The 19,907-nt window shown below is 65.5% G+C and carries 19 protein-coding genes and 2 tRNA genes; 9 read left to right on the top strand and 12 right to left on the bottom strand.

Going from position 1 to position 19,907, the window contains the following annotated elements; translation table 11 throughout:
- Positions 1-11 precede the first annotated feature (11 nt).
- Positions 12-539, bottom strand: a complete 528-nt coding sequence (locus H7J86_RS14935) for a peptidylprolyl isomerase (RefSeq protein ID WP_090359591.1) — start codon at positions 537-539, stop codon at positions 12-14.
- A gap of 141 nt (positions 540-680) precedes the next feature.
- Here H7J86_RS14935 and cwsA point away from each other — a divergent pair, with 141 nt between their 5' ends.
- Positions 681-1,007, top strand: coding sequence for a cell wall synthesis protein CwsA (cwsA, locus tag H7J86_RS14930; RefSeq protein WP_267291828.1), 327 nt, complete (start codon positions 681-683; stop codon positions 1,005-1,007).
- Positions 1,008-1,013: 6 nt separating this feature from the next.
- Here cwsA and H7J86_RS14925 read toward each other — a convergent pair whose 3' ends face one another.
- The 11 genes from H7J86_RS14925 to dnaA all read right to left on the bottom strand — a co-directional run bounded on the left by H7J86_RS14925 (position 1,014) and on the right by dnaA (position 13,805).
- Positions 1,014-1,646, bottom strand: a complete 633-nt coding sequence (locus H7J86_RS14925; RefSeq protein WP_267291826.1) for a hypothetical protein — start codon at positions 1,644-1,646, stop codon at positions 1,014-1,016.
- 288 nt (positions 1,647-1,934) lie between these two features.
- Positions 1,935-2,007, bottom strand: a tRNA-Ala gene (locus tag H7J86_RS14920).
- A 115-nt stretch (positions 2,008-2,122) separates the two neighbouring features.
- Positions 2,123-2,196: transfer RNA gene (locus H7J86_RS14915), tRNA-Ile, on the bottom strand.
- 68 nt (positions 2,197-2,264) lie between these two features.
- The gene (locus tag H7J86_RS14910) at positions 2,265-3,134 is read right to left on the bottom strand and encodes a DUF3566 domain-containing protein (RefSeq protein ID WP_267291824.1); all 870 of its coding nucleotides are present in this window, start codon (positions 3,132-3,134) and stop codon (positions 2,265-2,267) included.
- Positions 3,135-3,188: 54 nt separating this feature from the next.
- Entirely contained in the window at positions 3,189-5,699 is a 2,511-nt protein-coding gene (gene gyrA / locus H7J86_RS14905) for a DNA gyrase subunit A (protein ID WP_187097529.1), read from the bottom strand.
- Between the two features lie 26 nt (positions 5,700-5,725).
- Complete coding sequence (gyrB, locus tag H7J86_RS14900) at positions 5,726-7,792, bottom strand: DNA topoisomerase (ATP-hydrolyzing) subunit B (protein ID WP_276065435.1); 2,067 nt, start codon at positions 7,790-7,792, stop codon at positions 5,726-5,728.
- Positions 7,793-7,946: 154 nt separating this feature from the next.
- Complete coding sequence (locus H7J86_RS14895) at positions 7,947-8,495, bottom strand: DUF721 family protein (protein WP_187097530.1); 549 nt, start codon at positions 8,493-8,495, stop codon at positions 7,947-7,949.
- A complete protein-coding gene (gene recF, locus H7J86_RS14890; RefSeq protein WP_090359548.1) occupies positions 8,492-9,652 on the bottom strand; it encodes a DNA replication/repair protein RecF in 1,161 nt (386 codons plus the stop codon). Before recF ends, H7J86_RS14895 begins: the two co-directional genes overlap by 4 nt.
- A 14-nt stretch (positions 9,653-9,666) precedes the next feature.
- Entirely contained in the window at positions 9,667-10,560 is an 894-nt protein-coding gene (gene gnd / locus H7J86_RS14885; protein ID WP_267291822.1) for a phosphogluconate dehydrogenase (NAD(+)-dependent, decarboxylating), read from the bottom strand.
- Between the two features lie 30 nt (positions 10,561-10,590).
- Positions 10,591-11,790 (bottom strand): DNA polymerase III subunit beta, encoded by a 1,200-nt coding sequence (gene dnaN / locus H7J86_RS14880; protein WP_090359544.1) that lies wholly within the window; start codon positions 11,788-11,790, stop codon positions 10,591-10,593.
- 581 nt (positions 11,791-12,371) lie between these two features.
- The gene (gene dnaA, locus H7J86_RS14875; protein WP_267291820.1) at positions 12,372-13,805 is read right to left on the bottom strand and encodes a chromosomal replication initiator protein DnaA; all 1,434 of its coding nucleotides are present in this window, start codon (positions 13,803-13,805) and stop codon (positions 12,372-12,374) included.
- Positions 13,806-14,418: 613 nt separating this feature from the next.
- On the opposite strand from dnaA, the gene rpmH reads away from it, so the two are divergent.
- From rpmH to H7J86_RS14835, 8 genes are all read left to right on the top strand, one after another.
- Complete coding sequence (gene rpmH, locus H7J86_RS14870; RefSeq protein WP_073695092.1) at positions 14,419-14,562, top strand: 50S ribosomal protein L34; 144 nt, start codon at positions 14,419-14,421, stop codon at positions 14,560-14,562.
- A 20-nt stretch (positions 14,563-14,582) separates the two neighbouring features.
- Positions 14,583-14,954 carry a ribonuclease P protein component gene (gene rnpA, locus H7J86_RS14865; protein ID WP_187097532.1) on the top strand — a complete coding sequence of 124 codons (372 nt, stop codon included), beginning with the start codon at positions 14,583-14,585 and terminating at the stop codon, positions 14,952-14,954.
- A gap of 50 nt (positions 14,955-15,004) precedes the next feature.
- Positions 15,005-15,235: a membrane protein insertion efficiency factor YidD gene (yidD, locus tag H7J86_RS14860; RefSeq protein WP_208410311.1), complete on the top strand. Its 231-nt coding sequence runs from the start codon at positions 15,005-15,007 to the stop codon at positions 15,233-15,235.
- Positions 15,236-15,278: 43 nt separating this feature from the next.
- Entirely contained in the window at positions 15,279-16,304 is a 1,026-nt protein-coding gene (yidC, locus tag H7J86_RS14855) for a membrane protein insertase YidC (protein WP_267292958.1), read from the top strand.
- A 113-nt stretch (positions 16,305-16,417) separates the two neighbouring features.
- Positions 16,418-16,963, top strand: coding sequence for a Jag family protein (locus H7J86_RS14850; protein ID WP_090359535.1), 546 nt, complete (start codon positions 16,418-16,420; stop codon positions 16,961-16,963).
- Positions 16,964-17,024: 61 nt separating this feature from the next.
- A complete protein-coding gene (gene rsmG / locus H7J86_RS14845) occupies positions 17,025-17,717 on the top strand; it encodes a 16S rRNA (guanine(527)-N(7))-methyltransferase RsmG (RefSeq protein WP_090359533.1) in 693 nt (230 codons plus the stop codon).
- Complete coding sequence (locus H7J86_RS14840; RefSeq protein WP_267291818.1) at positions 17,714-18,688, top strand: ParA family protein; 975 nt, start codon at positions 17,714-17,716, stop codon at positions 18,686-18,688. Before rsmG ends, H7J86_RS14840 begins: the two co-directional genes overlap by 4 nt.
- Positions 18,685-19,689, top strand: a complete 1,005-nt coding sequence (locus H7J86_RS14835; protein ID WP_267291816.1) for a ParB/RepB/Spo0J family partition protein — start codon at positions 18,685-18,687, stop codon at positions 19,687-19,689. Before H7J86_RS14840 ends, H7J86_RS14835 begins: the two co-directional genes overlap by 4 nt.
- Positions 19,690-19,907: the final 218 nt, after the last annotated feature.

Below are 19,907 nucleotides of genomic sequence, written 5' to 3'. Positions count from 1 at the left end.
TCGTGCGTAGTTCAGGAAATAGTGACCGACTCGATCACGACGGCCTCGGTCGGCCGGTCGCTGCGGTCGACGGACGTGGTGGCGATGGCGTCGACGACCTTCTGCGATTCCTCGTCGACGACCTCACCGAAGATGGTGTGCTTGCGGTTCAGGTGCGGGGTCAGGCCCACGGTGATGAAGAACTGCGAACCGTTGGTGCCCGGCCCTGCGTTGGCCATCGCCAGCAGGTAGGGCTTGTCGAACTGGAGTTCCGGGTGGAACTCGTCGGCGAAGCGGTAGCCCGGGCCGCCGCGACCGGTGCCGGTCGGGTCGCCGCCCTGGATCATGAATCCGTCGATGACTCGGTGGAACACCGCGCCGTCGTAGAACGGACCCGAGGTTCCGCCGGAGGCGTTCTCGGTGCTGTAGTCCTTGGTGCCCTGCGCCAGGCCGACGAAGTTGGCGACCGTCTTGGGGGCGTGGTTACCGAACAGGGCGATCTTGATATCGCCGCGGTTGGTGTGCAGCGTCGCGGTGGCTGTCTGAATGGGGCTCGTCACGAGTTGCAGTCTGCCACCCGCTCATCGGGGCCGATTTCACGGCCCCTCAGCCGGCGCCCCGTGCGGGCACATCCCGTACCGCCCCGGCGCGGTTGATGGCAGGCTGGAGGCGTTTCCCGTTCGCCTGCGAAAGAGGTGCCCATGAGTTCTGACACGGATGTCCGGCTGACGTCGGGACAACGACTCGCGCGTGGCCTGAAGTACTCCGTGGTGGGCCCTGTCGACCTCACCGTCGGCGGCCTCGGCGTCGGCCTGAAATCGGCTGCGTCCTCGGCATCCTGGCTCGGAAGCAAGCTCCGCAGCGACGAGGCCGTCGAGGAACCGCGCCGCCGTCGGCTGCTGCTGTGGATCGTGATCGGTGCGGTGGTGCTGGCGGGCGGAGCCGCGACCTTCTCGATCGTGCGCCGCTCGACCCGCCCGGACCCCTCGCCGCTGCCGCCGAGCGTCGAGGTCGCACCGAAGCCGTAGCGCCGCTCAGCCCGCCGCGCCGGTCAACGCGGGCAGCCCTGTCGTCGGGACGGAAGGGATCCCGGCGGTGGAGAGTCCCGGGATGGCGGCCGCCGTCCCGCTGAGTGTCTGCAGCGGGGCGGCATTGGTCGCCGCACCGGTCAGTGCCTGCAGGGGATTGGTAGTCGCACCGGTCACCGACTGCAGCGGATTGAGTGCCGAACTCGCACCCGTCAGCACGCCGGGTAGATGCCCGTTGGCGATGTCGTTGATCCATGACGGGCACTGGTTCTGGATGACGGCGTTGGTCACCCCACCCGCGATCGCACCGCCGATCGGGTTGCCGTTGGACTTGTAGGAGCCACTGGCGAAGTTGGTGCCGGCCTGCGCGATCAGCGGGCAGAACATCTCACCGACTTGCGCGATCATCGAACTGATCGGTCCGTTGTTGCCGACGCCCACATCGTTGAGGACGGTGGTGACCGGGTCGGCCGCGGCACGCGGCATCGACCACCACATCGCGGCGATCAGGATGGCCACCGCCACCACCACGGGCCGCAGCACCGTCGCGATCACGTCTCCGGTGCGCACCAGGGCACGCCCGAAGTTCCGGCGGGTGGCCCAGTCCGGCAGTGTCTGGTGGTAAAGCGCAATGGTCATGTCGTTCCCCTTTGTTCCCCGATGGCATCGCGTGGATCGAGACGCGATGTCACTTCGGTAACGTTGGGCTACAAAGGTCACATTTTTAACACGGCACGGTAACCGTTCGAACCCTATGCGTTTCACAGCGTCGAGCTGTGGCGGGTTGATGAGAGGATGCCCGGTTTACTAAACGCGGAGTAAGAGATCGGGCGGTTACCTTAACGAAAATTGCGCGCGCTCAACCGAATCCGATCGGTGCTCGAGAGGAGGCCGGCGCTTGCACGGCGCGGCGAGAAAGAGAGGTTGTGGAGCCTAGGAGATTCGAACTCCTGACATCTGCCTTGCAAAGGCAGCGCTCTACCAACTGAGCTAAGGCCCCTCTACGGGTGATCGGCGGTGTGCCACACTTCGGCGCCGTGTCGCGACCGCCACACGACTGCTGCGGCTGCGATCACCGCCAGCACCACCACCAGCCTCAAGGTGTAACCCTTCCGTGGGCCTAGGAGGACTCGAACCTCCGACCTCTTCGTTATCAGCGAAGCGCTCTAACCGCCTGAGCTATAGGCCCGTATGTACCGCACTACGGCCGAGCGACGAGATTACCGTAACGGCACCCGTCTTCCCAAACCGGTGGAATCAGTCGCGGTCGGCGAGGGTCACCTCGACGCCGCCGACCAGGTCCGTGGTGAGGTTGTAGATGAACGCACCGGCGGTCGCCATCGCCGTCAACAGCACGATGTTCACCAGGCCGATCAGCGCCGCGCCACCGAAAATGGTTCCGCTGGAGACGAGTTCGCCGCCGGTCCCGCTGTTGCTGGTGAGCAGATCGCCCACATTGCTGTTCAGCTTGCTCCACACGCCCATACCGCCGAGCACCAGGTAGAGGAACGCCACGGCGATCATCCACACGAAGAACAGCGCCGCCGAGAGCACCAGCGAGACCTTCAGGGTGCTCCACGGGTCGATCCGGCGGATCTGCATGCTGGCCCGGACGGGGCCCTGCTTGCGGTTGGCGACCTGCACCCGGGTGGCCGCCGGAGCGGGCCGGGACTCGGCCGCGGGAGCCGTCGCCGGCGGGGCGGACGCGCGTGCGGGACGCGGTGCCGGGCCGGACAGGTCGGGGAGCTCACTCGCGTAGTTCTCCGACCGGGTCGGCTCGGGCCGCGGCGCCTCGACACGCGTGGGGATCACCTCTGTCTCACGCTGGGGGGCCTCGCGCTGCGGAGCGTCGCGTTGCGGGGTGTCGCGAGCCGGGGCATTACCGCCGGCGATGAAACGGTTCAGCCGGGCGTCCACGCCGGGGGCGTGCGGTACCGGCCTGGCGCCGCCCTCAGCGGGGCGGGGCGGCTGCTCGGCGGGGCGGGCCGCACCGGCCCGGGCGGCCGGGCCGCGCTGCCACGGGGGCACCTCACCATCGGGCGTGGCTGACGGAGCGCCAGCCGTGCCGTTGGCGCCGCCGGGGCCCTCACCCGCCCGTGTGTGACCCGGTTCCTTTGGGGACGTCACCAGAGGTGCTCCTTAGCTCTGGCCCCGGGGGGCCGGTGGCAATCAGCATTCACGCTACTCATCGGGCGTCTCGTCGTCCTCGGGCTCCTCGGGGCCCTCCGCGTTGCGTGCAACGGCAATCAGTGTGTCGCCCTCACCGAGGTTCATCAAGCGCACGCCCTTGGTCTGCCGCCCGGCCTTGCGCACCTGGCGCGCCGCCGTGCGGATCACACCGCCGCCCGACGTGATCGCGTACAGCTCGGTGTCGTCGTCGACGATCAAGGCGCCCACCAGGCTGCCCCGGCGCCGGTCGTACTGGATCGTCAGGATGCCCTTACCGCCGCGGCCCTGGACCGTGTACTCCTCGATATCGGTGCGCTTGGCATACCCGCCGGCCGTGGCGACCAGCAGATACGTGCCTTCGCGCACCACGTTGAGCGACAGCAGCCGGTCGTCTTCGTTGAACCGCATACCCTGTACGCCCGAGGTGGCCCGGCCCATCGGCCGCAGCGCCTCATCGGTGGCGGAGAACCGGATGGACTGGCCGTTCGCGGACACCAGCAGCAGGTCGTCCTCGGCCGAGCAGAGCACGGCCCCGACCAGTTCGTCCCCGTCGCGCAGGTTGACCGCGACGATGCCACCGGAGCGGTTGGAGTCGAAGTCGACGAGCTTGGACTTCTTCACCAGGCCGTTACGGGTGGCGAGCACCAGGTACGGCGCATCCTCGTAGCTCTGGATCTGGATGACCTGGGCGATGCGTTCCTCCGGCTGGAAGGCCAGCAGGTTCGCCACATGCTGGCCACGCGCCGTCCGGGACGCCTCGGGCAGGTCGTACGCCTTGGCCCGGTACACCCGGCCCTGCGTGGTGAAGAACAGGATCCAGTCGTGGGTGGAGCAGACGAAGAAGTGGTTGACGATGTCGTCCTGTTTGAGGCCGGCACCCTGCACGCCCTTGCCGCCGCGCTTCTGGCTGCGGTAGAGATCGGTCTTGGTGCGCTTGGCATATCCGGTCTCGGTGATGGTGACGACGACATCCTCACGCTGGATGAGGTCTTCGTCGGTGACGTCACCGTCGGCGGCGATGATCCGGGTGCGACGTTCGTCGCCGTGCTTCTCGACGATCTCCTTGAGCTCATCGCGGACGATCGCGCGCTGGCGCTCCGGCTTGGCCAGGATGTCCTCGAGGTCGGCGATCTCGGCTTCGATCTTGGCCAGGTCATCGACGATGCGCTGCCGTTCCAGGGCGGCCAGCCGGCGCAGCTGCATATCGAGGATGGCCTGGGCCTGGATCTCATCGACGTCGAGCAGCTCCATCAACCCGCTGCGCGCGACATCGGCGTTGGCCGACGCCCGGATCAACGCGATGACCTCGTCGAGCGCATCGAGGGCCTTGACCAAACCGCGCAGGATATGGGCGCGCTCATTGGCCTTGCGCAGCCGGTAGCGGGTGCGCCGGATGATGACATCGAGTTGGTGCTCGACGTAGTACCGGATCATCTGGTCCAGGCGCAGGGTGCGCGGCACCCCGTCGACGATGGACAGCATGTTGGCACCGAAGCTGGTCTGCAGCTGGGTGTGCTTGTAGAGGTTGTTCAGCACCACCTTGGCCACGGCATCGCGCTTGAGCTCCACCACGATTCGCAGACCCACGCGGTCGCTGGACTGGTCCTCGATATTGGAGATACCGGTCAGCTTCGCGTCGCGGACCTGCTCGGCGATCGAGGTGATGAAGTTGTCGTGGTTGACCTGGTAGGGCAGCTCGGTGATGACGATCGAGGTCCGGCCGCGCGAATCCTCTTCGATCTCAACGACACCGCGCATGCGGATGGAGCCGCGGCCCGTGGTGTAGGTGTCGTTGATGCCCTGTGAACCGACGATCAGACCGTGGGTGGGGAAGTCCGGGCCCTTGACCCGCTCGCAGCACGCGGCCAGCGTGGCTTCCTCGTCGGCCTCGTGGTTCTCCAGGCACCAGTACACCGCCTCGGCGAGCTCGTTGAGGTTGTGCGGCGGGATATTGGTGGCCATACCGACGGCGATACCGCCGGAGCCGTTGGCCAGCAGGTTCGGGAACCGGCTGGGCAGAACCGTCGGCTCCTGCACCCGGCCGTCGTAGTTCGGAATGAAATCGACTGTCTCCTCGTCGATTTCGCGCAGCATCTCCATCGCCAGCGGGGTGAGCCGGGCTTCGGTGTAACGCATGGCGGCGGCGGGATCGTTACCCGGCGAACCGAAGTTGCCCTGCCCGTCGACCAGCGGGTAGCGCAGCGACCACGGCTGGGCCATCCGGACCAGGGTGTCGTAGATCGACGAGTCGCCGTGCGGGTGGTAGTTACCCATCGTCTCGGCAACCGAGCGAGCGGATTTGGCGTGCCCGCGGTCGGGGCGGAAGCCGGAGTCGAACATGGCGTAGAGCACGCGGCGGTGCACGGGCTTGAGGCCGTCGCGGACCTCCGGCAGCGCACGGCCGACGATGACGCTCATCGCGTAATCGATGTAGCTGCGCTGCATCTCGTGCTGGATGTCGACCGGTTCGATGCGGTCGGTCGTTGCGCCGTCGTCGCCAGGCGGCAGAGTGGTGTCAGTCATCTGATTCCTATCGCGTTTTTCTGACGTTAAACGTCAAGGAAGCGAACGTCTTTGGCGTTGCGGGTGATGAAGCTGCGGCGCGCTTCGACGTCCTCGCCCATCAGGATGGAGAACAACTCGTCGGCAGCGGCCGCGTCGTCGAGGGTGATCTGGCGCAGCACCCGCACCGACGGATCCATGGTGGTCTCCCACAGCTCCTTGGCGTCCATCTCACCGAGACCTTTGTAACGCTGGATACCGTCGTCGACGTTGATCCGCTTGCCGGCCTTCTTTCCGGCCTCCAGCAGACCGTCGCGCTCGCGGTCCGAATAGGCGAACTCCGGTTCGGAGCGTTGCCATTTCAGCTTGTACAGCGGCGGCTGTGCCAGGAAGATGTGCCCGTTCTCCACCAGCGGCTTCATGAAACGGAACAGCAGGGTCAACAGCAGCGTCGAGATGTGCTGGCCGTCGACATCGGCGTCGGCCATCAGCACGATCTTGTGATAGCGCAGTTTGGCGATGTCGAACTCGTCGTGGATACCGGTACCGAGCGCGGTGATGATGGCCTGGACTTCGGTGTTCTTGAGCACCCGGTCGATACGGGCCTTCTCGACGTTGATGATCTTGCCGCGCAGCGGCAAGATGGCCTGGAACATCGAGTCCCGGCCACTCTTGGCCGAGCCGCCGGCCGAGTCACCCTCCACCACATAGAGTTCGGACTTGCTCGGGTCGGTGGAGCGGCAGTCCGCGAGCTTGCCGGGCAGGCCGCCGATATCGGTGGCGCTCTTGCGACGCACCAGTTCCCGCGCCTTGCGGGCCGCCATCCGGGCCTGTGCCGACGAAACCGCCTTGTTGACAACGGTTTTGGCTTCCGCCGGGTTGGCGTCGAACCAGTGCTGGAGCTCCTCGTTGCAGATCTTCTGCACGAACGACTTGACCTCGGTGTTACCGAGCTTGGTCTTGGTCTGACCCTCGAACTGGGGCTGGGCCACCTTCACCGAGACCACCGCGGCCAGACCCTCACGGATATCGTCACCGGTGAGGTTGGGGTCCTTGTCCTTGAGGAGCTTCTTCTCCTTGGCGTACTTGTTCACCACCGTGGTCAGCGCGGCGCGGAAACCCTCTTCGTGGGTGCCGCCCTCATGGGTGTTGATGGTGTTGGCGAAGGTGTGCACCGACTCGGAGTAGCCCGCGTTCCACTGCATCGCGACCTCGACCTCGTGGCCGGGGCCCTTCCCCTCGAAATCGATGACGCTGGGCTGGATCGCGGTCTTGGTGCGGTTGATGTGCTTGACGAAATCGACCAGGCCGCCCGGGTAGTGGAACACCCGGTGCTTGACCTTGTGCGGTGCGGCGACCTCGGCCGCTTTCTCCTCGGCGGACTTCGGAGCCTCCGCGTGATCGCTGACGATCTCGTCGACGACCTGTTCGGGTGTCACGCGCTCATCGGTCAGTTCGATGGTCAGGCCCTTGTTCAGGAAGGCCATCTCCTGCAGGCGGCGGGCGATCGTCTCGAAGTCATAGGTGGTGGTCTCGAAGATGTCCGGGTCGGCCCAGAACCGGATGGTGGTGCCGGTCTTCTTGGTCGGCTCGCCCTGGCGCAGGGTGCCCGGGACCGACCGGTCATAGGTCTGGAACCACTCCATACCGTCCTTGCGGACATCGGCTTCCAGGCGGGTGGAGAGGGCGTTGACCACCGAGACGCCGACGCCATGCAGACCGCCGGATACCTGGTAGGCGCCCTCTTCGAACTTCCCGCCGGCGTGCAGGACCGTCATCACCACATCGATGGTGGGGATACCGGTCGAGTGCATCGCGACGGGGATACCGCGGCCGTCGTCGGTGACCTGGACGCCACCGTCCTCGAGGATCCGGACATCCACCTTGGTGGCGAAACCGGCCATGGCCTCGTCGACGGCGTTGTCCACGACTTCCCAGACGAGATGGTGCAGACCGCGCTCGCCGGTGGATCCGATATACATGCCGGGGCGCTTACGGACCGCTTCCAGGCCCTCGAGGACCTTGATCGACTCGGCACCGTATTGATCTTGGGCAGCCACGTTGGACGCGTCTCCTTGGGGTTCGCGGGGGGCGGTATCGACTACCGCCCGCAGATCTCGTCCGAGTCTACCGTTTGACCCGCACTGGACTGACTCTGCGGCGGCGTTTTCACCTACCTAAACGCGGCGCCTGTGGAATTTCGCGCTCTTGGGTGCGTCCGCACGCCTGAGAAACTCCTTTATGAGGTTCTGGCGGCTTTCAGCCGACCTATCCGTACGTGTCGCGCGGTCCACGGCCGGAGATGTGGTAGCGGCCCTTCTTCCACGACGGAGCCTGCGGACCCAGGATTCTCATCGAGGTCACCACGCCGTCGCCGACGGCGGCCGCGATCTTGGCCAGGATCTGCGCCTGCATCATCCGCAACTGGGTGGCCCAGGCCGTCGATTCGGCAGCGACCGTCAGCACACCGTCGCGTAATCCCGTCGGGGTGGCGTGATCGGCGATATCGGCCCCGACCACCACGGTCCACTGACCGAGCACCGAACCCTCGGCGACTTGCTTGGACCAGCCGCGACTCTGCGCCAGGTCACGGGTGGCGGCACCGAACGCCTGGGGGTCCCGGACATCGGGTCCGGGACCCGACCAACTCCGTCGTTTTCCGGCGTGACCGGTGCGCCGGGCGGGTGAGGTCTTCCCGCGGCCCACATCCTTACCTTGACTACGCGCGGCACCGCGGGCTTCCTCGAGCACCCGGCGCACCATATCCCTGGGATCCTCCGGTTCGGGAGCATCCGCGGGCGGGGTCTGATCGGTCATGACAGCACCTCCGATATCCGTCCGGTGTCATCGTCGCGCATATCCACCTCGATGCGGCGCGCGTCCCAATCCCCGGGCAAGTCGTCCGGGACTGCGGCGGTCACCAGTACCTGTTCCGCGGATGCCGCGACTTTCGCCAGGGCCTGCCGGCGTGCACTGTCGAGCTCGGCGAACACATCGTCGAGCAAGAGCACCGGATCGGTGCCGTCGGTGCGCAACAGTTCGTACGCCGCCAGCCGCAATCCCAGTGCCATCGACCACGACTCCCCGTGACTGGCGAAACCCTTGGCGGGCTGATCACCGAGGCGCAACTCGAGGTCGTCACGGTGCGGACCCACCAGACAGACGCCGCGTTCCAATTCCGCGGAACGCCGCCGGCGTAACTCCTCGAGCAGCGCCGCCTCGTAGGCACCCGGGTCGACGGTGCCCGCCGATGCCTCGGCCTCCACCGCTTCGGTGCCGCTGCGGTAGTGGATAGCGGCCGGCCGCGACGCCGGTGCCAACAGTTGGTAGGCCTTCTCCACTTCCGGGCCGAGCTGATTCACCAGATCAACACGGGCCGAAAGTAATTGTGCGCCATGGGATGCCAAGTGACCATCCCAGACATCGAGAGTGTCCACCAAACTGCTGTCCCCCCGGTACCGGGCCGCCCCGGCGGATTTCAGGAGCGCGGTCCGCTGCCTGACCACCTTGTCGTAGTCGGCCCGCACCCCGGCTATCCGCGGCCGACGGGTGGTCGCCACCTCGTCGAGGTAGCGCCGTCGTTCGCCCGGGTCACCACGGACCAACGCCAGATCTTCCGGTGCGAACAACACGGCCCGCAGCACGCCGAGCACCTCACGGGGACTGCGTACCGGTGAGCGGTTGAGCCGGGCTTTGTTCGCCCGGCCGGAGGTGATCTCGAGGTCGACCGCGAGTTCGCGTCCCTCATTGACCACGATCGTCGAGACCACCGCGCGGTCGGCACCGGCTCGGATCAAAGGGGCATCACTGGCCACCCGGTGTGAGCCGAGAGTGGCCGTATACCACAGTGCCTCAACAAGATTCGTTTTACCGTAGCCATTGGGTGCGACGAACACCGTCTGACCGGGACCCAGCTCGAGATCGGCCCGCGGCCACGAACGGAAATCCGTCAACACCAAATGACGTACGTACAAATCGTCGTCCCGGGTCAGCCCGACTCGGAAATCCGTTTGACGGCATGCCCACCGAACTGGTTGCGCAGCGCCGCCACGGCTTTCATCGTCGGTGAATCATCTTGCCGGGAAAGGAATCTGGCGAACAACGAAGCCGCGATGCCGGGAACCGGCACCCGCAGCCGAATGGCTTCCTCGACGGTCCAACGGCCTTCACCGGAATCATCGGTGTAGCCGGTGATGTTGGCCAGCTCGGGATCTTCCTTGAGCGCCTTGGCCAGCAACTCCTGCAGCCAGGACCGCACCACGGTGCCATTCGACCAGGCCTGGTAGACCGCAGCCGGATCCTTCACCAACGGCTCCGCCGCGAGCAGCTCATACCCTTCGGCGTACGCCGTCATCAGCGCGTACTCCACACCGTTGTGCACCATCTTGGTGAAATGGCCGGCACCGACCGGGCCGGCGTGTACGAACCCGTCGGCGACGTCACCGGCGGGGCGCAGGGTGTCGAAGATCGGCATGGCGCGCGCCACATCCTCGTCGCTGCCGCCGACCATCAACCCGTAGCCCTCGGTCAATCCCCAGATACCACCGGAAACTCCCGCATCGATAAAGGAAATTCCCTTGTCGCCCAAGAGCTTTGCGTGCGGGCCGTCCTCGGTGTAGCGCGAGTTGCCGCCATCGATCACCAGGTCACCGGGCTGCAGATGCTCGGCGAGCTCGACGATGGTCTGGTGGGTGATATCACCGGAGGGCACCATGACCCACACGATCCGCGGCGCCGTCAGCGCCTCGGCGAGTGCCGCCAGGGTGGGAACATCGGTGACCTCGGGCCTCGGGTCGAAACCGATGACCTCATGGTCGCCCCAACGCAGGCGCTCCCGCATGTTGAAGCCCATCTTCCCCAGGCCGACCAACCCGAGCTGCATATATGTCCCCTTTGCGCGAGGTAGGACCGGTCAGCCAGGAAGACGTACCGGCATCAACAGATAGACGTAGTCGGTCTGTCCGGCCGGGAACGGCCCGGACGAACCGACAGTCTCATCATTCTCGCCTGCCGGCCGCAACACTGCGGGACGGCTCGGTGTCGTGAAGCCGAACGTCACACGCTCGGAATGCAACGAACTCAGCCCGTCGGTCAGATAACCGGGGTTGAACGCGATGGTCAGCGGTTCCCCGGAGAATTCCACCGGCAGATCTTCCTCGGCCTTACCGACATCGTCGGCACCGGCCGACAGCCGGACCACATCGGTGTCGAATTCCATCCTCACCTGCGCCCCACGATCTGCCACCAGCGCCACGCGTTTGATCGCCTCGGTCAGCTCGGCGACGCCGACGGTGGCCACCGCGGTGTGCTCGGTGGGCAGCAGCTGGCGGAACTTCGGGAATTCCGCATCCAGCAGGCGGGTGGTGGTCCGCTTGCCGTTGGACCGGATACCCAGCAGGCCTTCCTTACCGACGGACGCGCCGGCACCGAGCGCCAGGTGCACCTCGGTACCCGCGGTGCCGGCCTTGGCGGCGTCGGCCAGGGTCTTCGCCGGCACCAGGACGGCAGCCTCGACCCCGGCGACCGAGGTCGACCAGGTGAGCTCGCGCACGGCCAACCGGAACCGGTCCGTTGCGGCCAGCACAACTTTCTCCCCGGTGATCTCGACGCGGATACCGGTGAGCATGGGCAAGGTGTCGTCGCGGCCGGCGGCCACCGCGACCTGGCCGATCGCCTGACCGAACAGATCAGCCGAGATCACACCGGTCTCGTCGGGCAGGGCGGGCAGCGACGGGTAGTCCTCGACGGCCATGGTCGGCAGCGAGAATCGGGCACTACCGCAGGTCAGGGCGACGCGAGTGCCTTCCACGCTGACATCGACGGGCTTGGCGGGTAACGAGCGGGTGATCTCCGAGAGCAGCCGACCCGATACCAAAACGCTTCCCGGAGAAGCGATCTCGGCAGCAACGCGAATCTCGGCCGACGTCTCGTAGTCGTATCCGGAGATCGTCAGCCCGTCGTCGGACCCGGTGAGCAGCACGCCGGCCAGCACCGGGACGGTCGGGCGACTCGGCAGGTTGCGAGCGACCCAGGCGACCGCGTCGGCAAAATCCTCACGTACCAGGCGGAACTTCAAATCGGTGAGACCAACGCTCGTCGTCACCACGTCCATAACGTCCCTTCGATCTACCGCATCAAACAAGCACAAGAGCGCGGATGCGCAGTGTCGCTCCGAGCCTAGTCGCGATGTGATCGGCGACCATGCCGGCTATCGAATCACCACCGTAGAGCGTTCGACGCGAAGTTGAAAGCGATTCACTCGCCGAGACCGAGGCTCCGGAGGAGCACGCCCGGATCGCCGGAATGCTCTGTCCCCAACAGCCTTCTTCTAAAGAAGGAACTAAGTAGATATACAAGCAACAGTAATAGGGCCTGTGCAGGTTGGGGATAGCCCCGTGGCGATGCTGGTCGGGACGCCCGCGCGGGTGTGGGCAGGCTGTGGAATCACAAGGCGAACACTGGGTGTGAATGTGGATAACTTCGGCGGTGTGGAGTGAACGAGGGTTGTCCGGCCGGTTGCGCGCAACTTCTCCACAGCGGTATCCACACCGATTCTTGTGACAAAGGGGGCAGCCGGGACAGAAGTTTTTTGGAAAAATTCTCCGGCCGGTGGGTGCACCAAACAGCACCTCGAGCGGCGAGGCGGGTGAAAGTTCATCCGTTCGGCTCACATCGGGAGCCGGGAGGGGCGCGTCAGCCCTTGGAGCGCTGACGGATCCGGGTGGTGAGTTCTTTGACGTGATCGAAGATCTCGCGTCGTTCGGCCATACCGTCGCGGATCTTGCGCTCGGCGTACATCACAGTGGTGTGGTCACGACCGAATGCCTCACCGATCTTGGGCAGCGACAGGTCGGTGAGCTCCCGGCACAGATACATGGCGATCTGTCGGGCCTGGGCCAGTGCGCGGGTCTTGCCGGGCCCACGGAGCTCCTCTAGAGAGGTCTCGAAGTACTCGGCGGTGGCGGCCATGATGGTCGCCGTACTGATCTGCACGGTGCTGGCATCGGCGATCAGGTCGCGCAGCACGATCTCGGCCAACGCCTTGTCGATCGCGGTATTGCTCAGCGAGGCGAACGCGGTGACCCGGATCAGCGCGCCCTCGAGCTCGCGGATATTGCGTTCGATCCGGCTGGCGATCAGCTCGAGCACGTCGGGCGGCACATCGAGGCGGTCCATCTGGGCCTTCTTGCGCAGGATCGCGATCCGGGTTTCCAGCTCCGGTGGCTGCACGTCGGTGATCAGGCCCCACTCGAACCGGGTGCGCAGCCTGTCCTCGAGGGTGGCGAGCTTCTTGGGCGGCCGATCCGAGGAGATGACGATCTGCTTGTTCGCATTGTGCAACGTGTTGAAGGTGTGGAAGAACTCTTCCTGGATACCTTCCTTGCCCTCGATGAACTGGATGTCATCGACCAGCAGCACGTCGATATCGCGGTAACTGCGTTTGAACGACGCCTTGCGGTCGTCGCGCAGCGAGTTGATGAAGTCGTTGGTGAATTCCTCGGTGGAGACGTACTTGACCCGCATCCCGGGGAAGAGCTTCTGCGCGTAGTTACCCGCGGCGTGCAGCAGGTGGGTCTTGCCCAAGCCGGATTCGCCCCAGATGAACAGGGGGTTGTACGCGCGTGCCGGCGCTTCGGCGATCGCGAGCGTGGCGGCGTGTGCGAAGCGGTTGGATGCGCCGATGACGAACGTCTCGAAGGTGTAGCGCCGGTTCAGGCTGACATCGTCGGGTTCGGGATTGGCCGGCTGCGATCGATTGAAGAAGGTCGGCCAGCTCTGCTCGGCGCTGGTGCGGGCCTCGAGGTCGTCGTCGACTTCCTCGGTATCGGTCGGCGCGGGGGCCACCACGGGCTCGGCTTCGGGTTCCGGCGTGGAGATCCGCACGGCCAGCTCGACCCGCTGACCGAGTTGACGGCTCAGCGACGCGACGATCGGCTCACGCAGGTGGCGTTCGATCTCGTTCTGGACGAACGGCGTCGGAACCGACAACAGGGCGAATCCCTCGGTGATGACCAGAGGTTGCACCATCCGGAGCCAGGCGCGCTGCTGTGCGGTCAGTGACGATGTGAGTTCGGCGACGACGTTGTTCCAGATCGTGCCGAAGGAAGCATCGGGGTCCGCGGCCAACGACGCTTACCCCCTTGCGGCTGGCCTGGGCGGTGCCCAGGATCGACGACGACAAACTGTCCACATGGTTATCCACAGTCTGTGGAGAGTGGCCAGCCTTGATTGTCGCGTCGTCTGTTGGCTTGTTCGTACGCGGGGAAACCTGTGTCGGAGCTCGTCACGTGCGTTGTCGCGTGTGGGCTCTCGGCCGGCGGTTGTCCTCGCTCTGGTGTCCGGCGCCGCTTCGTTATCGAAACGGCATTGCCAGAAGCTAACAGTTTTCTCTCCGAGTGCCAACCGTTCTGCAACATTGCCGAGAGGTACCTGGCGAGGGCCGTAATGTTGGTGACGCGTGTGACTTTTGTGATCTCACAGGGGATTCGAAAGTGAGCATGCGCACAGGCGGGGGAGCGGTGGCAGAGGATGACGAGCGCAGGTTTGACCCAGGGAAATCTCGTCAGTACCCTCGAGCAGTCGCCCGCACGTGGTGATACGGCTGCGACCCGGGTATCCGGGGACCGCGCCGGTTAGTACATGAGATCGACGAGCTTACCAACGGTGGTCGTGATCGCATCGCTACGAAACACTCGTAGTGGTGAGGTCGCGGTCCCATATGTAACAAGGAGAGACAGCCGTGGCCAAGGGCAAGCGGACTTTTCAGCCGAACAACCGCCGCCGGGCCCGTGTGCACGGTTTCCGTCTGCGCATGCGCACCCGTGCCGGCCGGGCCATCGTGTCCGCGCGGCGCGGCAAGGGTCGCCGTTCTCTGACTGCCTGATTCGATCAGGGCTCAGGGCGGTGCTTCCGGCCCGAAACCGGATGACACGGTCGACTGATTTCGGTGTCACGGTTCGTCAAGGAGTAAGGGCTGTTCAGCCTGATCTCGTCGTGCATGCACTGCGCGGTGGGTCGGGCGATTCCGGTGACCGCACGGACGGCCCGAAGATCGGCCTCGTCGTGTCGAAATCTGTCGGCACTGCGGTGCAACGCCATCGAGTGTCCCGTCGGCTGCGTCATGTGGCGCGCGCCATGCTCGGCGATCTCGATGTCTCGGATCGGGTGGTCATTCGCGCCTTGCCCGGCAGCCGAGACGCCCTCTCCGCGCGGCTCGAATCCGAGCTGCGTGCGGCCCTCAAGCACACCCGGATCACGGCCGGAGCCGGGTCGTGAAGGGAAGGGCAGCCAGAAGCGTCATCTTCGTCATCCAGCTGTACCGGACGATGGTGTCACCGCTGCGGTTGCCCTCATGCCGCTTCACCCCCACCTGTAGTGAGTACGCCGTCGATGCCTTGACCGAATGGGGCCTGATCCGCGGCGGATGGTTGGCCGTGGTGCGGCTGGCCAAATGTGGGCCATGGCATCGCGGCGGATGGGATCCGATACCCGAGCGGTGTGACCACACCGCGGGGCCAACGTCAGCGGTAATCGTCAGGAGCGACTCTCTTGTTTAACTGGTTCAGCCTGGACATCATCTATTACCCGGTGTCGGCGATCATGTGGGTCTGGTACAAGCTGTTCGCCCTGATCCTGGGACCCTCGAACTTCTTCGCCTGGGCACTTGCGGTGATGTTCCTGGTGTTCAGCCTGCGCGCGATTCTGTACAAGCCGTTCGTCCGCCAGATCCGTACGACGCGCCAGATGCAGGAGCTGCAGCCGCAGATCAAAGCACTGCAGAAGAAGTACGGCAAGGACCGCCAGAAGATGGCCCTGGAGATGCAGAAGCTCCAGAAGGAACACGGGTTCAATCCGATCCTGGGCTGTCTGCCCATGCTGGCGCAGATCCCGGTGTTCCTCGGACTGTTTCACGTGCTGCGGTCCTTCAACCGGACCCAGGGCGGTTTCGGTCAGATCCACCTGACGGTGGAGCAGAACCGCGCGGTGGGTAACTACGTCTTCAGTGCGGCCGATGTCGGCCACTTCCTGGACGCCAACCTGTTCGGTGCGCCGCTCGGTGCGACCATGATCCAAACCACCGGTATCGATGCCTTCACGGAATTCAACCGGGCGGCAGTCATCGGGGTCGGACTGCCGATCATGATCCTGGCCGGCATTGCGACCTACTTCAACAGCCGCGCCTCGGTGGCCCGGCAGAGTCCGGAAGCGGCGGCCAACCCGCAGACCGCGATGATGAACAAGCTGGCGCTGTACGTCTTCCCGCTGGGCGTCGTGGTCGGTGGCCCGTTCCTTCCGCTGGCGATCATCCTGTACTGGTTCGCGAACAACATCTGGACGTTCGGTCAGCAGCACTATGTGTTCGGGAAGATCGAGCAAGAAGAAGAGGCCAAGAAGCAGGAGGCCATCGCACGCCGTGCGGCGAACGCCCCGGCACCGGGTGTGAAGCCCAATCGTGCGAAGCGGCCGGCCAAGGAACTCACCGAGTCCGAGGGGGTCGAGGATTCAGCGGTGCCGGATTCCGTCGAGGATTCCCCGGGCAAGGTGGAGGACACGAACACCGGCACCGGTACAGCCAACAAGACGCCCCGTCCAGGTGCGCGCCCGAACCGAAAGCCGAAGCGCTAGTCGCTGACCACGGCGCGGGCGAGTGTAGCCAGGCGGAGAAGACCAGGCCGACGGCCAGGCGACTGGGGTGAAGGTCCCCGGAAGCGGACGCGGCAGATTAAGGAGAGAACGACATGACTGATGCGGAGACCACGGAGCGGACCGAGGATGCGGTCGACGAAGCGGATACGGCTGCCCCGGAACCGACGGACGATCTCGAAGACCGCCTGGTCGCCGAAGGCGAGATCGCCGGTGACTATCTGGAGGAGCTGTTGGACCTCTTGGACTTCGACGGCGATATCGATCTGGACGTCGAGGGCGATCGGGCCATCGTGAGTATCGACGGAGGTACCGACCTGAACAAGTTGGTCGGGCGTAAGGGCGAGGTGCTCGACGCTCTCCAGGAGCTGACCCGGTTGGCGGTCCACCAGAAGACCGGTGAGCGCAGCCGGCTGATGCTGGATATCGCACGGTGGCGCCGGCGTCGTCGTGACGAGCTGGCGGCGCTGGGGGACAAGGTGGCCCGGCGGGTGGTGGCCTCGGGTGTGAGCGAAGAGCTCGCGCCGATGACACCGTTCGAGCGCAAGATCGTGCATGACGCGGTGGCCGCGGTCGACGGTGTGCGCAGCGAGAGCGAGGGCGCGGAGCCCTCCCGGCGCGTCGTCGTACTGCCGGCCTGAATTACAGGGATGTAGTTCCAGCCATACAAAAACAAGGCCGTCGGCCTGGGTCATCCGGAGGATGTTTCACGTGAAACATGGCGAACTGAGTCCGGCTCCCCAGTCGGCGGCCTTGTGCTTTGGCGAGCGTGCCGATCTGGCCCGCCGCTACGGCGAGATCCTGGCGGGGGCCGGGATCGAGTGGGGTCTGATCGGACCGTCTGAACTCGACAGGCTGTGGGACCGCCATCTGCTCAACAGCGGTGCGGTCGCGGAACTGTTGCATCCCGGTGAGCGGGTGGCCGACATCGGGAGTGGGGCGGGGCTGCCGGGTATACCGTTGGCGATAGCACGCCCGGATGTCCGGGTGGTCCTCGTCGAACCTCTGCTGCGCCGAAGCGAATTCTTGCGAGAGGTCGTCGACGATCTCGGTCTGGAAGTCACGGTCGTTCGCGGCCGCGCGGAGGATCCGGGAGTTCGGGATGAGGTGGGGGAGTTGGACACGGTGACGTCACGAGCGGTCGCCTCATTGGACAAGCTGGCTCGGTGGAGCATGCCTCTGCTGCGTGTCGGCGGGCGGATGCTCGCCCTCAAAGGGGAGCGGGCCGAGCAGGAAATTGTGGATCACGAGCGGGCCTTGCGTTCGCTTGGTGCCACCGACGTAAGGGTGGTGAGATGTGGCGTGGACTATTTGAATCCACCCGTAACCGTGGTCGCGGCAACGCGAAGCCCGCGGACGGATCGATCGGTGCGATCCAACAGGAGGAAGCGATGAAGCCGGGACCGGCTCAGCGACCAGACGGTCCCGATGTTTCACGTGAAACATGGACGGCGGACGGCGCAGGCACGTGGAACGGAGACCCGGGCGCGGACACCCCGATTGCGGCAGAAGCCGAGCGGGCCACCCGGCTGCTGCACAACCGCGGCGGCAGCCTGCCCAAGCCGTCACGTCAACGGGTGTTCACCATCGCCAACCAGAAGGGCGGCGTCGGCAAGACCACCACGGCCGTGAACGTGGCGGCGGCGTTGGCTCGACAGGGCCTACAGGTCTTGGTCATCGACCTCGATCCCCAGGGCAATGCCAGCACGGCGCTGGGCATCGAACACCGGCAGGGCACACCGTCGTCCTACGAAGTTCTCATCGGTGAGATCCCCCTGCACGACGCGCTGCAGCGCAGCCCGCACAACGAGAGCCTGTTCTGTGTGCCGGCGACCATCGACCTGGCGGGCGCCGAGATCGAGCTCGTCAGCATGGTGGCTCGCGAGGGACGGCTGCGGACAGCGCTCATGGAACTCAAGCAGCACAGCTTTGATTACGTCTTCATCGACTGCCCGCCATCGCTCGGCCTGTTGACCATCAACGCACTGGTCGCCGCGCCCGAGGTGCTGATCCCGATCCAGTGCGAGTACTACGCCCTGGAGGGGGTGGGACAGCTCCTGCGCAATATCGAGATGGTGAAGTCGCACCTCAACCCCGAGCTCGATGTCACCACGGTCATTCTCACCATGTACGACGGGCGGACCCGACTGGCAGATCAGGTGGCCGAGGATGTGCGCACACACTTCGGGGACAAGGTGCTCAAGACGGTCATTCCGCGCAGCGTGAAGGTATCGGAGGCACCCGGGTACGGGATGACGATCCTCGACTACGACCCCGGTTCCCGGGGAGCGATGAGCTATCTCGACGCCAGCCGGGAGATCGCCCATCGCGGACAGGTTGTCGATCAGCAGAGGGGACAGGCGTGAATCAGCCATCGAAGAAGCGCAGCGGTCTGGGTCGTGGCCTGGCGTCGTTGATCCCCACCGGCCCCGCCGACGAAGATCCGTTGGGTAGCAAGCTGGGGAGCGCGGCCGCCGATGTGCTCATGGGTGGCCCCGTGGCCGGCCCTGCCGCTCCCGCAGCGGGTAACCCGGCCGCGGTGTCGGAGTTCGGTGCGGTGTACCGCGAGATCGATCCGAAGCTGATCGAACCGAACCCGCGCCAGCCCCGGCAGGTGTTCGACGAGGAAGCACTCGCCGAGATGGTGCACTCCATCAAAGAGTTCGGTGTCATGCAGCCGATCGTGGTGCGGGCGTTGTCCGGCACCGGCGACGGGGCGCGCTACCAGCTGGTGATGGGGGAGCGGCGGTGGCGCGCCTCGCAGGAGGCCGGGCTGTCCGCCATCCCGGCGATCGTCCGCGAGACCGCTGACGGCGATATGTTGCGCGACGCGCTTCTGGAGAACATCCACCGGGCCCAGTTGAATCCGTTGGAAGAGGCTGCCGCATATCAGCAGTTGCTCGAGGAGTTCGACGTGACCCACGACGAACTCGCGGTACGGATCGGACGGTCCCGCCCGCTCATCTCGAACATGATCAGGCTGCTGCGCCTGCCCATCGCGGTGCAGCGCAGAGTGGCCGCCGGGGTGTTGTCCGCCGGCCACGCCCGCGCGCTGCTCGCCCTGGAAGGTGGACCCGAGCGCCAGGAGGAGCTCGCGGCCCGGATCGTTGCCGAAGGATTGTCGGTGCGGGCCACCGAAGAGGCCGTGACGCTGGCGAACCGGAACGGTCCGGCGCAGCCGTCGTCGCCGCGGCGTAAGCCGATCCAGATGCCGGGTCTGCAGGATGTCGCCGAGCAGCTGTCCACGGCCTTCGATACGCGGGTGACGGTGAGCCTGGGCAAGCGCAAGGGCAAGATCGTCGTCGAGTTCGGGTCGGTCGACGATCTGCAGCGGATCGTGGAACTGATGAACGCCGCCAAGTCGTAAATGGCCGAAATGGGTGTTGTCGAGGTGGACCCTAGGACACAGGCGAATTACGTCACTGTGACACTGGACCGCGGGACGGCCGGCGTCCGCCGGTCCGACGCGGGAGATGCCATGTCCGGCAATGCATTTCGTCGTCAACGTGCTGCCGGACGCAAAAACCGGCCTGGCCCGGCCGTCCGCGGCGGGCTCTCCTATCCTGGAGGGGCAGCGCAAGCGCT

This window comes from Mycobacterium hackensackense (assembly GCF_025822555.1).
Lineage (GTDB): Bacteria > Actinomycetota > Actinomycetes > Mycobacteriales > Mycobacteriaceae > Mycobacterium > Mycobacterium fluoranthenivorans.
Note: the sequence above shows the minus strand (reverse complement) of the source record. Positions and strands in the feature narration are given on the sequence as shown.